Source organism: Rhizobacter sp. P5_C2 (assembly GCF_054049715.1).
In genome coordinates this window covers 1-12,876 of the sequence record NZ_JBFULV010000143.1, presented here as the reverse complement: position 1 = coordinate 12,876, position 12,876 = coordinate 1, and the positions used below count along the sequence as shown (strand labels likewise).

Below are 12,876 nucleotides of genomic sequence, written 5' to 3'. Positions count from 1 at the left end.
GTGCTGCCGCTGCCGCAGGCGATGCCGTTGCGCGCGCCGCTGGCGCAGGGCGGGGCACCGGCCGAGCCGACCGCCACCGCGGAGCTGCAGTTCTTCAACGGCACCGGCGGCTTCACGCCCGACGGCAAGGAGTACCGCATCGTGCTGCCGCCGGGCCGCATGACGCCGGCACCGTGGGTCAACGTGATGGCGAGTCCGCAGATCGGCACGCTGGTGTCCGAGAGCGGCTCGGCCTTCACCTGGCGCATCAATGCGCGCGAGAACCAGCTGACGCCGTGGTCCAACGATGCGCTGGTCGACCCGTCGTCGGAAATCCTCTACCTGCAGGACCGCGCGACCGGCGCCTACTGGACGCCGACCGCGCAGCCGCGCAGCGCGCCCGGCGCGACGCACGAATGCGCGCACGGGGCGGGCTACAGCCGCTTCACGACGCAGGCCGAGGGGATCGAATCGGAGCTGACGCACTTCGTCGCGTGGGACCGGCCGGCCAAGCTGATGCGCCTGCGCGTGGCCAACCGCAGCGCGCGCCGCCGCACGATCACGCTGACGCTCTACGTCAACCTGTGCCTGGGCGACAACCGCAGCGGCAAGGTCGACCTGCTGTCGACCTGGGCCGGGCGCAACGCGACCACCACGCTGTACGCCCGCAACCCGATGAACGCCGACTTCGGGCGCGACATCGCGTGGCTCGGCAGCTCGCACCCGGTGAGCGGCTGGACCTGCGACCGCGCCGAGTTCATCGGCATCGGCCAGGGCCTGGGCGCGCCGCAGGCGCTCGAGTCGCAGCGCACGCTGCGCCAGGCGGCCGGTGTCGGCCCCGACCCGTGCTGGGTGATGCAGGTCGAGCTGAAGCTGGAGCCGGGCGAGTCCGACGTGGTGGTGTTCTCGTTCGGCCAGGCGGCGAGTCTCGCCGGCGCCGACGAGCTGGTGCGTATGACCACGCGCGACGCCGACCAGGCGTTGGCGAACGTGAAGGCGCAGTGGGACGAGCTGCTCGGCGCCGTCGAGGTGCGCACGCCCGACCGCTCGCTCGACCTGATGCTGAACCGCTGGCTGCTCTACCAGGTGCTGAGCAGCCGCTGCCTCGGCCGTTGCGGCTTCTACCAGGCCGGCGGCGCCTACGGCTTCCGCGACCAGCTGCAGGACGTGATGGCACTGGTGCATGCCTGGCCCGGCTTCGCGCGCGACCACCTGCTGCGCGCGGCCGCCCAGCAGTTCGTCGAGGGCGACGCGCAGCACTGGTGGCACCCACCGAGCGGCAAGGGCGTGCGCACCACCTTCTCGGACGACCGGCTGTGGCTGCCGTACGCGGTGGCGTACTACGTGTCGGTGACCGGCGACGCCGCGGTGCTCGACCAGACGGTGTCCTTCCTCGAGGGCCCGCAGCTGCCGCCGCACGAGGAGAGCCAGTACTTCGAGCCGACCGTCTCGCACGAGAGCGCGAGCCTGTTCGAGCACTGCGTGCGCGCCATCCAGGTGAGCCGCGGGCGCGGCGTGCACGGCCTGCCGCTGATGGGCTGCGGCGACTGGAACGACGGCATGAACCGGGTCGGCTGGAAGGGCCAGGGCGAGAGCGTCTGGATGGCCTGGTTCCTGAAGTCGGTGCTCGACGAGTTCATGCCGATCGCGATGCGCCGCGAGCGCGCCGACCTGGTCTCCGAATGGACGCTGCTGTCGCAGGAGCTGATGACCGCGGTCGACGCGAACGCCTGGGACGGCCAGTGGTACCGCCGCGCCTACTTCGACGACGGCACGCCGCTCGGCTCGGCGTCGAACGACGAATGCCGCATCGATTCGCTGTCGCAGAGCTGGGCGGTGATCGCCGGCGGCGGCGACCCGCAGCGGGCGCGCGATGCGATGGAGAAGGTCGACGAGATGCTGATCGACCGCGAGTCGGAGCTGATCCGGCTGTTCACGCCCAGCTTCGACAAGACCGCGCACGACCCCGGCTACATCAAGGGCTACGTGCCGGGCATCCGCGAGAACGGCGGGCAGTACACGCATGCGGCGGTCTGGACCGCGATGGCCTTCGCTCGCCTCGGCGATGCCGGCCGCGCCTACCCGCTGTACGCGATGCTGAACCCGATCGGCAAGAGCGATTCGCGGCTCGCGGTGCAGCGTTACCGCGTCGAGCCCTACGTGATGCCGGCCGACATCTACGGCGAATCGCCGCATACCGGCAAGGGTGGCTGGACCTGGTACACCGGCGCCGCCGGCTGGTACTGGCGCATCGGCATCGAAGAACTGCTGGGCGTGCGCGTGCGCGACGGCGTGCTGCATGTCGCGCCGGTGGTGCCGGCCGCATGGCCGGGCTTCAGCGTCACGCTGCGCCGTGGCAAGACCGTCTACGAAGTCGAAGTCAACAACCCGTCGCGACGCGAGCAGGGCCAGGGCACCTGGTCGCTGCAGCACGACGGGAACCCCGTTCCCCCCGAGGGCGGCGTGCCATTTGTCGATGACGGTGCACGGCACCGGGTTGTGGCCACGCTCGCCTGAATGCAGTCAATCCATGTTGAAGCCGCATTGAAAGGAGACCACCATGCCAGCCGCTCCCCGCCCCCGCGCGAAGCCATCGCGCTTCGACGCCATCGAGATGCTGAAGGCCGACCACATCGCGATCAAGAAGCTGTTCATCGCGTTCCACCAGCTCAGTGACCGCAGCAACACCGACGGCGAACGCCGCGCGGTGGCCGAGCGCATCTGCACCGAGCTGACGGTGCACGGCCAGATCGAGGAAGAGATCTTCTACCCGGCGGTGCGCGCCGCGATCGCCGATGACGCGCTGGTCGACCAGGCCGAGGTCGAGCATGCGAGCGCGCGCGAGCTGATCGCCGAGATCTCGGCGATGACGCCGGCCGACGACCAGTTCGATGCGAAGGTCATCGTGCTCGGCAAGCACATCGATGCGCACGTCGAGGAAGAGCACAGCAAGATCTTCCCGAAGGCGAAGAAGGCCAAGGTCGACCTGAAGGCCGTGGGCACGCGGCTCGCGTCGCGCAAGGCCAAGCTGATGGAGGAATACCACGCGATGGCCAGCGGTGGCGAGCCGCACGAGAACGAGAACGACGATCCGGTCGGTCGCCCGCCGTTCGCCCATGGGCACCGGCCGGCGTCGCGCGCCTGAGGCTGCGCGTGGGGGAGCGGAGCGGGGTCAGCCGGTCCGCGTGACCGTCACGTCGACCTGCAGGCCGATGTAGGCATCGGCATCGCCGAACCAGCTGCCCGAGATCGGCGCGGCCTGCTTCGGATCGCGTGCGACACCGACGCGCACCAGCTGCGAGCCGCCGAGCAGGTTGTTGGTGGGATCGAACGGCAGCCACCCCGCGCCGGGCAGGTAGGCCTGCAGCCAGGCGTGCGTCGCGCCGGCACCGGTGGTGGGCACGGTGTCGTGGCCGTCTGCAGCACCATCTGCACCGTCGTGTTGCCGGCCGGCCGGGTCGAGCGCCGGGTCGTAGAGGTAGCCCGAGACGAAGCGGGCCGCGACGCCCAGCCGCCGCACCGCCTCCATCATCAGCAACGCGAAGTCACGGCAACTGCCGGTGTTGAGCGCCAGCGTCTTCAGCGGGTCCTGCGTGCCTTCCTCGTCGCGGTCGGCGTAGGTGAAGTGGTCGCGGATGTGCTGGTTCATGCGCACCAGCATGTCGCGGGTGCCGGTCGGGCCGTCGGTGCGGACGAACTGGCGCGCCCAGGCGGAGAGCTTGCCGTGCGGGTCGTCGTGGTGCGGGCGCAGGTAGTGCTCGAGGTCGAAGCGCTCGTCGACCGAGTACGAGAACGGAAAGAACTCGGCCGACGGCGACAGCGGCAGCTCGAGGTTGTGGCTGCTTGCATGCTCGATCGTGAACGAGCAGACGAAGCTCAGCTCGGACGCTTCGCCGAGCGGCTGCACCAGCGCGATCGAGTTCGAGTACGGGTCCTGGATCATCCGCACGCTCGCCTCGGGGCTGACCTTCAGGTCGGTCGCGAGCACGCGCAGGTCGTGGCTGTCGCGCGGGCGGAACATCACGCGGTGCTCGCCGAAGCGCACCGGCTTCGCGTAGCGGTACGTCGTCGTGTGGGTGATGTCGTACTGGACGGTCATGGGGTTGTCGTAGCCCGGATGCCAATCCGGGGATCGTTGCTCACTTCGACCGCCGCTCCCGGATTGGCATCCGGGCTACGAATTCAGACGCCGAGCAGTTCCACTTCGAACATCAAGGTCGCGTTCGGCGGAATGACGCCGCCGGCGCCACGTGCACCGTAGCCGAGCTGCGGCGGGATCACCAGCACGCGCGTGCCGCCGACCTTCATGCCCTGCACGCCTTCGTCCCAGCCCTTGATCACCATGCCGGCGCCGAGGTTGAAGCCGAACGGGTCGTTGCGGTCCTTGCTGCTGTCGAACTTGGCGCCCTTGACGCCGTTGTTGTAGAGCCAGCCGGTGTAATGCACGCTGACCTGCTGGCCGGCTTGTGCTTCGGCGCCGGTGCCCGGCACGGTGTCTTCGTATTGGAGGCCGGAGGCGGTCGTCTGCATGGGAATTTCCTTGTGGGGACGCAAAGCCGGCATGCTAACGCGGCCGCGGGGCGGATCATCGGGGCAGGGCATAGGCCAGCACGTAGTCGCCCGCCTTCGTCCCGGTCGAGCCGTGCCCACCCGCCACCACCAGCAGCAGCTGCCGGCCATCGGTGCCGGCATACGTCATCGGCGTCGCCTGGCCGCCGGCCGGCAGGCGCTGCTTCCACAGCTCGCGGCCGGTGGTCACGTCGTAGCCGCGCACGTAGTCGTCCAGCGTGCCCGACAGGAAGGCCACGCCGCCGGCCGTCATCATCGGCCCGCCGATGTTCGGCACCCCCATGCGGAACGGCAGCGGCAGCGGCGACAGGTCGCGCACCGTGCCGTTGCGGTGCTTCCACGCGACCTGCCCGGTGCGCAGGTCGACGCCGGCGACGTTGCCCCACGGCGGCTGCTGGCACGGGATGCCCAGCGGCGACGTGAACGCGCTCATCTTCGCCGCGTACGGCGCGCCGAAGTTCTCGTTCAGCGCCGGCAGCGGCCCCTGCGGCTCGCCCTTGCCTTGCACCATCAGGCTGGTCGCATCCGGCCGCGGCACCAGCGTCGACGTGAAGGCCAGCGTGGTCGGCGTCGTGAAGGCGACCTGCCGCACCGGGTCGACCGCGATGCTGCCCCAGTTGAAGACGCCGAAGTTGCCGGGGTAGATCAGCGAGCCGCCTTCGGACGGCGGCGTGAAGCGCCCGTCGTAGCGCAGCCGGTGGAAGGCGATGCGGCAGGCGAGCTGGTCGAACAGCGTCGCGCCCCACATGTGGCGGCCTTCCAGCCGCTGCGGCTCGAACGACACGGCCGAGCGCGGCTGCGTCGGCGCGGTGTGGTCGCCGGTCGCGGCGCCCTGCGGCGCAGCCACCTCCTCGACCGGCAGCAGCGGCTTGCCGGTGCGGCGGTCCAGCACGAAGATCTCGCCCTGCTTGGTCGGCTGCACCAGCGCCGGCACCGTCGCGCCGCCGACCGTGAGGTCGACGAGGCTGGGCTGGGATGGCACGTCGTAGTCCCAGAGGTCGTGGTGCACCGTCTGGAACACCCAGCGCGCCTTGCCGGTCGCGACCTCCAGCGCCACCACCGACGACGAGTAGGTCTCGACCGCCGCGCTGCGCTGCCCGCCCCACTGGTCGGGCGGCTGGTTGCCCATCGGCACGTAGACCAGGCCCAGCGCCTCGTCGACGCTGGAGATCGACCAGCTGTTCGGCGAGTTCGGCGTGTAGCTCGCACCGGCGGCGATCGGCGCGGTCGCGTCGGGGTTGCCGGAATCCCAGTTCCACACCAGCGCGCCGGTCTCGATGTCGAACGCGCGGATCACGCCCGATTGCTCCTTCGTCGACACGTTGTCGAGCACGGTGCCGCCGATGATCACCAGGTTCTGCGTGACGACCGGCGGCGAGGTCGAGTAGTACGAGCCCGGCTTCAGATTCGGCATGTGCGCCCACAGGTCGACCTGGCCGCGGCCGCTGCCGAAGCCGCGGCAGATCGCACCGGTCTCGGGGTCGAGCGCGATCAGCCGGCCATCGGCGGTCGGCATGAAGAGCTTGGCGGGGCAACGGTCGATGGCCTTCGCGCCGGTGCTGGTCGCGGCGACCAGCAGGCCGACGCGTTGCGGCGAGGTGTCGGCCTCGGTGGCAGGCGCCGAGGCTGCAGCAGCGGATGCATCGGCCCGCGGCGGTTGGTAGCCGAGGCCGCGGCAGGTCAGGTGCTGCAGCGCCAGCTCGCCCTGGATCAGCGGGTCGTAGCGCCAGACCTGCTGGCCGGTGGTCGCGTCGAGCGCCACCACCGACTGGTGCGGCGTGCACAGGTAGAGCCGGTTGCCGATCTTCAGCGGCGTGACCTCGTAGGTGGTCTCGACCGGGTCGCCGGGCCGGCCGCGCAGGTCGCCGGTGCGGAACTGCCACGCGAGCTGCAGGCTGCCGACGTTGTCGGGCGTGATCTGCTTCAGCGGCGACCAGCGCTGGCCGTGGCCGGTGCGGCCGTAGGCGTGCCATTCATCCGAAGGCACGGCCGACGCGGCATCGCTGACCACCGCGGCGGCGGGCAGGCTGCCGGCCTGGTCGTGGCGATCGACGGTCCACGACGCGACCGCGATGCCGGCGGACAGCATCAGCACGGTGGCCAGCGCAGCGCGCGCGCTGCCCAGGCCGGTGCTGCCGAGCGAACGCGCGACCCACGGCGTCACCAGCAGCACGCCGAGCACGAACAGCAGGTCGAGCCGGGCCGCGAGCGGCCACCAGTCGAGGCCGGATTCCCACAGCGCCCAGACCAGCGTCGCGAGCAGCCAGCCGGCGAACACCCACAGCGCGGCGCTGCGGCCGCGCCACAGCAGCACGCCGCTCGCGAGGGCGGCGGCACCGGCCGCGAGGTAGTACGGGCTGCCGCGCAGCGCGATCAGCCACGCGCCGCCACCGGCGAGCGCGAGGCCGGACAGGATCAGCACGACGGCGAGCACGCGGGCGAACAGCGCACGTGGAACGGCACGCGAAGGAGTAGGTGAAGTCGGCAAGGGCAATCTCCAGAAGGCGACGGACAATCGCCGGCACAGGGCACGGTAGCGGCCCGCATGCAGGCCGGCAGTCGGCCGCGATCCCGGCGGTGCGTAGGACGGTGTGCCTTGCACTGTCGGGATGTCACCGCATTACAGGAGATGACTCGATGTTCGAAGCAACCCTCGCCGGCAGCCTGCCGAAACCCGCCTGGCTCGCCGAGACCGGCAAGCTGTGGCCCACGTGGCAGGCCGAGGGCGCCGCGCTCGCGCAGGCCAAGCTCGATGCGACGCTGCTGTGGATCAAGACCCAGGAAGACGCCGGCCTGTCGGTGATCGGCGACGGCGAGCAGTCGCGCCAGCACTTCGTGCACGGCTTCCTGGAGCGCGTGGCCGGCATCGACTTCGAGCACAAGGTCGAGATGGGCATCCGGCGCGACCGCTACAAGGCGATGGTGCCGCAGGTGGTCGGGCCGCTGAGCCTGACCGGCCGGGTGCACGAGACCGAGGCGCGCTTCCTGCGGGCGCACACGCAGCGCAAGATCAAGTTCACGCTGCCCGGCCCGATGACGATCGTCGACACCGTGGCCGACCGCTTCTACGGCGACCGCGTGAAGATGGCCTTCGCGTTCGCCGAGCTGCTGAACCAGGAGGCGCGGGCGCTCGAGGCCGACGGCGTCGACATCGTGCAGTTCGACGAGCCGGCCTTCAACGTCTACATGGAAGAGGCGGCCGAGTGGGGCGTGAAGGCGCTGGAGCGCGCGGCCGAGGGGCTGCGCTGCACGACCGCGGTGCACATCTGCTACGGCTACGGCATCCAGGCCAACATCGACTGGAAGAACACGCTGGGCGACGAGTGGCGCCAGTACGAGAAGGTGTTCCCGGCGCTGGCCGCGAGCCGCATCGACCAGGTGAGCCTGGAGTGCATCCATTCGCATGTGCCGCCGGACCTGATGGCGCTGCTGGCCGGCAAGGACGTGATGGTCGGCGTGATCGACGTCGCGAGCGACACCATCGAGACGCCGGAAGAAGTGGCCGACACCATCGGCCGCGCGCTGCAGTTCGTGCCGAAGGAGCGGCTGATCCCGTGCACGAACTGCGGGCTCGCGCCGATGAGCCGGGCGGTGGCGGAGGCGAAGCTGAAGGCGCTGGGGGAGGGGGCGGCGTTGGCGAGGAGGCGCAGCGGGGCGGGCGCCTCAGTCGTCGTCAAGACTCAGAATTGATACCGATGAGCACACAGCTGCTCGCACTCGACGCCATCACGCTGCGCATCGCTACCGTGCGCGGCCAGCGCGTGCTGCTGGATTCGGATCTGGCTGCGCTTTACGAGGTCGAGACCAAGCGTTTCAACGAGGCGGTTCGGCGCAATGTGGCCAAGTTCCCGGCCGACTTCATGTTTCAGCTCACCGCCGAGGAGTGGGCGGGTCTAAGGTCGCAATTTGCGACCTTGGACGCAGCATCAGGCGGGCGCGGTCGGCATCGCAAGTACCTGCCCTATGCCTTCACGGAGCACGGGGCGATCATGGCCGCGAACCTGCTGAGCAGCCCGCGCGCCATCGAGGTGTCGGTATACGTGGTGCGAGCCTTCGTGCGCATGCGCGAACTGGCGACTACGCACAGCGACCTGGCGAAGCGGCTGGCCGAGCTGGAAGAGAAGACCGAAGTACTTGCCATGAACCACGACACCTTCAGCCGCAACACCCGCAATCAGCTCAAGCAGGTGTTCGACGCGCTGCGCGAGCTGATGGTGCCGCCCGATCCGCCCAAGCGGCCCATCGGGTTCGTCACGCCAGATGACAAGAGCAAGAAGGCGCAGGGTTGATGTTGGCCGATGTGGCAGGGATTGCTCCTTCGTGACTGGACTGTTCGGCCTCGCAAGGGATCTGGACTGAAAAAGACCGAAAATAGCGGCCCGCCCCGCTCGTCGGACCCTTTCCTCCTCTCGAAGATCCCAGATGGCCACCATCCTCCAGAACCTGCCCCTCGGGCAGAAAGTCGGCATCGCCTTCTCCGGCGGCCTGGACACCAGCGCCGCGCTGCACTGGATGAAGCTCAAGGGCGCGTTGCCCTATGCCTACACCGCCAACCTCGGCCAGCCCGACGAGCCCGACTACGACGAGATCCCGCGCAAGGCGATGCAGTACGGCGCCGAGAAGGCCCGCCTGGTCGACTGCCGGTTGCAACTGGCCAATGAAGGCATCGCCGCGCTGCAGGCCGGCGCCTTCCACATCTCCACCGCCGGCATCACCTACTTCAACACCACGCCGCTCGGCCGCGCGGTCACCGGCACGATGCTGGTGGCGGCGATGAAGGAAGACGACGTCAACATCTGGGGCGACGGCAGCACCTTCAAGGGCAACGACATCGAGCGCTTCTACCGCTACGGCCTGCTGACCAACCCGAGCCTGAAGATCTACAAGCCCTGGCTGGACCAGCTCTTCATCGACGAACTGGGCGGCCGCGCCGAGATGTCGGCCTTCATGACGAAGGCCGGCTTCGGCTACAAGATGTCGGCCGAGAAGGCCTACTCCACCGACTCCAACATGCTCGGCGCCACGCACGAGGCGAAAGACCTGGAGCACCTGAACAGCGGCATCCGCATCGTCAACCCGATCATGGGCGTGGCCTTCTGGCGCGACGACGTGGCGGTCAAGGCCGAAGAAGTCACGGTGCGCTTCGAAGAGGGCCGGCCGGTCGCGCTGAACGGCCAGACCTTCGCCGGCCCGGTCGAGCTGTTCCTCGAAGCCAATCGCATCGGCGGGCGCCACGGCCTGGGCATGAGCGACCAGATCGAGAACCGCATCATCGAGGCCAAGAGCCGCGGCATCTATGAAGCCCCGGGGCTGGCGCTGCTGCACATCGCCTACGAGCGCCTGGTGACCGGCATCCACAACGAGGACACGATCGAGCAGTACCGCATGAACGGGCTGAAGCTCGGCCGCCTGCTGTACCAGGGCCGCTGGTTCGACCCGCAGGCCATCATGCTGCGCGAGACCGCGCAGCGCTGGGTGGCGCGCGCGATCACCGGCGAGGTCACGGTGGAACTGCGCCGCGGCAACGACTACTCGATCCTCAACACCGAGAGCCCGAACCTGACCTACGCGCCGGAGCGGCTGTCGATGGAGAAGGTCGAGAACGCGCCGTTCTCGCCGCTGGACCGCATCGGCCAGCTGACGATGCGCAACCTCGACATCGCCGACACGCGCGAGAAGCTGATGGTGTATGCGCAGGCCGGGCTGCTGACGTCGGCGGGTGGCTCCGCGTTGCCGCAGTTGAAGGACGACGCAGGCAAGTGAGGGTGGGGTGATGCCCGCCTACACCGCAAGGCGCTGGCGTCTGATCGACGCTCTGCCTTGCGCCATCGATCATCGTGAAGCGACGGTCCCCGTTCGGGGGCCGCCATCTCTTCACGAGGAATCGAATGAACAGCACCACCACGTCCCTGTCCCTGGCCCTGCTCACCGGCCTGATCGCGGCCGGCTGCAGCTCCACGCCGAGCAACCTGCAGACGGCCACCGGCGACACGCGCCCGCAGCCGGTCATCGTGCAGGTGCCCGTCCAGATCTCGACCCCCGAGCTGGAATCGGGCTGCTGGGCCCAGTTCTATGGCGACCGCAACTTCAAGGGCGACGTCGCGACGCTGGTCGGCCCGGTGTCGCTCGAAAGCGCCGACAAGATGAACGGCCGGCAGCTCAAGAAGGAGATCGACAGCCTGGTGACCGGCCCCAAGGCCACGCTGCGCGTCTATGAGCACGCGATGTTCAAGGACCGCTCCATCGCCTTCGGCCCCAACAGCCGCGAAGGTGGCCTGATCACCAAGCTCGGCGTCGGCGGCCACATCCAGTCGCTGCAACTCGAGTGCACCAGTTGATCGCGTAGGTGGTGACTCACGCGGCGTGCGCGGTATGACCCTCGGCCGGCGCCGCGACCTTCGTGAACCGCGCGGCCCCGAGCAAGCCGCCGCCCGCCGCGAACAGCGCCCCGATCAGGAACGCAAGGTGGTAGCCGGCGGTGAGCGCGTCCTTCGGGTCCGCGCCCGCTGACACCAGCGCGCCGGTGCGCGCCGCCGCCAGGCTGGCCAGCACCGCCAGCCCGAGCGCCCCGCCCATCATGAACGCGGTGTTGACGATGCCCGAGGCGAGCCCCGAATCCTGCGGCTGCACCTCGCTCATCGCCGCCAGCAGCAGCGGGTTGAACGCGACGCCTGCCCCCACGCCGAGCAGCAGCATGCTCGGCAGCACGTCGATCCAGAAGTTGCCATCGACCGGCGCGCGTGCGAACAACGCCAGCCCGAGCGCCGCCACCAGCAGCCCGCCGGCCAGCGGCTTCTTCAACCCAAAGCGCATCACCAGCTTGGCCGACAGCCCGAGCGAGAACGCCGCCATGATCAGGTTCGACGGCAGGAATGCGAGCCCCACCTGCATCGGCGTGTAGCCCAGCACCAGCTGCAGGTACAGCGCCGAGATGAAGAACCACGCGAACATGCCGGCCGCCCACAGCACGCCGACGATGTTGGCCGTCGACAGATTGCGCAGCCGGAACAGCGACAGCGRCACCAGCGGCTCGGCCACGCGCGACTCGATCGCGAAGAACGCACCCAGCAGCACGACGGCCGCACCCAGCAGCCCGAGCGTCTGCGCCGACAGCCAGCCTGCCTCGTTGCCGTTGACGATCGCGTACACGGCCAGCATCAGCGCGATGGTGATCGTCGCCGCGCCCGCCACGTCGAGCTTCGCGCCATGCGCGGCCGGCGGCGTGGCCGGCAGCAGCACGAGGCACAGCACCGCCACCGCGATGCCGATCGGCAGGTTGACGAGGAAGATCCAGTGCCAGCTCAGCGCGCCGGTCAGCAGCCCGCCGAGCAGCACGCCGATGCTGCCGCCGCCGGCACAGACGAAGCCGTAGACGCCCATCGCCTTCGCACGCTCCGCCGGCTCGGTGAAGAGATTCATGATCAATGACAGCGAGATCGCCGACACCACCGCGCCGGCCAGGCCCTGCACCGCGCGCGCGACGATCAGCACCCCCTGCGACTGCGCCAGCCCGCAGCCCAGCGAGGCCAGCGTGAAGCCGGCGATGCCGAGCAGGAACAACCGCCGCTGGCCGTACAGGTCGCCGAGCCGTCCGCCCAGCAGCAGGAAGCCGCCGAAGGTCAGCATGTAGGCGTTGACCACCCACACCAGCGAAGTCTCCGAGAAGCCGAGGTCGCTGCGGATCGACGGCAGCGCGACGTTCACGATGGTCGTGTCGAGCACGATCATCAGCACGCCCAGGCACAGCACGGCCAGGGCGAGCCAGCGCTTGCGGGTGTCGAGGTGGCGGTGGGGCATCGGGGCGCTCCGGCAGAGGGAAAAGGCGCCATTCTCCATGGCCTCGGCAGGTCGTCCAGCCCGGCCGCGTCAGCAGGCTTGACGACACCGCCGCTCACAACTGTTGTCGCAGCCGGCCGACAAACCCCCCAACAGAGGGGGCGCGTGGTGCGCGACGGCATCCCGCCCGCTCGCTAGACTGCGCCGACCATGCGCCGGGGAGGCGTTTCACTTCAGAAGACTCAGACCACATGAAACGGGCCACGTTCCTGCTCAAGCTTTGTTACTGCCTGAACCTGTTCGGGCTGTTGCTGCCGATCGCGCTGGCGCGCCTGGGTGGCCTGCCACCCCTCGGGGATGCCACCACCGCCGCGGCCGCGCTGATCGCCGGCCTGATCGCGCTGGTGCTGGTGCTCGCGGGCCTGTACCGCATCGGCTTCATCACCGACATGTCGGGCCTGTACTCCGACATCGACGGCCCGGCCGGCGTCGAGGCCATCAAGATGGCGATCGCCGATGCCGGCGGCATGGTCAACGGCAAGAAGGTCGAGC

General features: G+C 69.5%; 10 protein-coding genes and 1 pseudogene. 7 read left to right on the top strand and 4 right to left on the bottom strand.

The genetic code is table 11. The annotated features are described in order from the left end of the window. Nucleotides 1-2,496 (top strand): glycoside hydrolase family 94 protein (locus ACXJLU_RS30405; protein WP_457337473.1); only part of this gene is annotated, 2,496 nt, incomplete at its 5' end. Between the two features lie 43 nt (nt 2,497-2,539). Next, nucleotides 2,540-3,124 (top strand): hemerythrin domain-containing protein, encoded by a 585-nt coding sequence (locus ACXJLU_RS30400; RefSeq protein ID WP_457337472.1) that lies wholly within the window; start codon nt 2,540-2,542, stop codon nt 3,122-3,124. Between the two features lie 27 nt (nt 3,125-3,151). Here ACXJLU_RS30400 and ACXJLU_RS30395 read toward each other — a convergent pair whose 3' ends face one another. From ACXJLU_RS30395 to ACXJLU_RS30385, 3 genes are all read right to left on the bottom strand, one after another. Continuing rightward, the gene (locus ACXJLU_RS30395; protein ID WP_457337470.1) at nt 3,152-4,078 is read right to left on the bottom strand and encodes a transglutaminase family protein; all 927 of its coding nucleotides are present in this window, start codon (nt 4,076-4,078) and stop codon (nt 3,152-3,154) included. 83 nt (nt 4,079-4,161) lie between these two features. Then, a complete protein-coding gene (locus tag ACXJLU_RS30390) occupies nt 4,162-4,515 on the bottom strand; it encodes an FKBP-type peptidyl-prolyl cis-trans isomerase (RefSeq protein ID WP_457337475.1) in 354 nt (117 codons plus the stop codon). A gap of 49 nt (nt 4,516-4,564) precedes the next feature. Beyond that, nucleotides 4,565-7,036 carry a membrane-bound PQQ-dependent dehydrogenase, glucose/quinate/shikimate family gene (locus tag ACXJLU_RS30385; protein ID WP_457337468.1) on the bottom strand — a complete coding sequence of 824 codons (2,472 nt, stop codon included), beginning with the start codon at nt 7,034-7,036 and terminating at the stop codon, nt 4,565-4,567. Between the two features lie 149 nt (nt 7,037-7,185). Here ACXJLU_RS30385 and ACXJLU_RS30380 point away from each other — a divergent pair, with 149 nt between their 5' ends. From ACXJLU_RS30380 to ACXJLU_RS30365, 4 genes are all read left to right on the top strand, one after another. Continuing rightward, complete coding sequence (locus ACXJLU_RS30380) at nt 7,186-8,238, top strand: methionine synthase (RefSeq protein ID WP_457337466.1); 1,053 nt, start codon at nt 7,186-7,188, stop codon at nt 8,236-8,238. A 5-nt stretch (nt 8,239-8,243) separates the two neighbouring features. After that, nucleotides 8,244-8,837, top strand: a complete 594-nt coding sequence (locus tag ACXJLU_RS30375; RefSeq protein ID WP_457337464.1) for an ORF6N domain-containing protein — start codon at nt 8,244-8,246, stop codon at nt 8,835-8,837. A 133-nt stretch (nt 8,838-8,970) separates the two neighbouring features. Beyond that, a complete protein-coding gene (argG, locus tag ACXJLU_RS30370) occupies nt 8,971-10,311 on the top strand; it encodes an argininosuccinate synthase (protein ID WP_457337462.1) in 1,341 nt (446 codons plus the stop codon). A 125-nt stretch (nt 10,312-10,436) separates the two neighbouring features. Continuing rightward, nucleotides 10,437-10,886, top strand: coding sequence for a hypothetical protein (locus ACXJLU_RS30365; protein WP_457337460.1), 450 nt, complete (start codon nt 10,437-10,439; stop codon nt 10,884-10,886). A gap of 16 nt (nt 10,887-10,902) precedes the next feature. On the opposite strand, the gene ACXJLU_RS30360 is transcribed toward ACXJLU_RS30365, so the two are convergent. Then, on the bottom strand, nt 10,903-12,345 hold the full coding sequence (locus ACXJLU_RS30360; RefSeq protein ID WP_457337458.1) for a DHA2 family efflux MFS transporter permease subunit: 1,443 nt from the start codon (nt 12,343-12,345) through the stop codon (nt 10,903-10,905). A gap of 230 nt (nt 12,346-12,575) precedes the next feature. Here ACXJLU_RS30360 and ACXJLU_RS30355 point away from each other — a divergent pair. Next, nucleotides 12,576-12,876, top strand: a pseudogene (locus ACXJLU_RS30355) (hypothetical protein); the annotation flags it as partial.

Excerpts from the sequence above, each read along its gene's own strand:
- ACXJLU_RS30400 (WP_457337472.1), top strand. The coding sequence starts at position 2,540 with ATGCCAGCCGCTCCCCGCCCCCGCGCGAAGCCATCGCGCTTCGACGCC.
- ACXJLU_RS30395 (WP_457337470.1), bottom strand. The coding sequence starts at position 4,078 with ATGACCGTCCAGTACGACATCACCCACACGACGACGTACCGCTACGCG.
- ACXJLU_RS30380 (WP_457337466.1), top strand. The coding sequence starts at position 7,186 with ATGTTCGAAGCAACCCTCGCCGGCAGCCTGCCGAAACCCGCCTGGCTC.
- ACXJLU_RS30375 (WP_457337464.1), top strand. The coding sequence starts at position 8,244 with ATGAGCACACAGCTGCTCGCACTCGACGCCATCACGCTGCGCATCGCT.
- argG (WP_457337462.1), top strand. The coding sequence starts at position 8,971 with ATGGCCACCATCCTCCAGAACCTGCCCCTCGGGCAGAAAGTCGGCATC.
- ACXJLU_RS30365 (WP_457337460.1), top strand. The coding sequence starts at position 10,437 with ATGAACAGCACCACCACGTCCCTGTCCCTGGCCCTGCTCACCGGCCTG.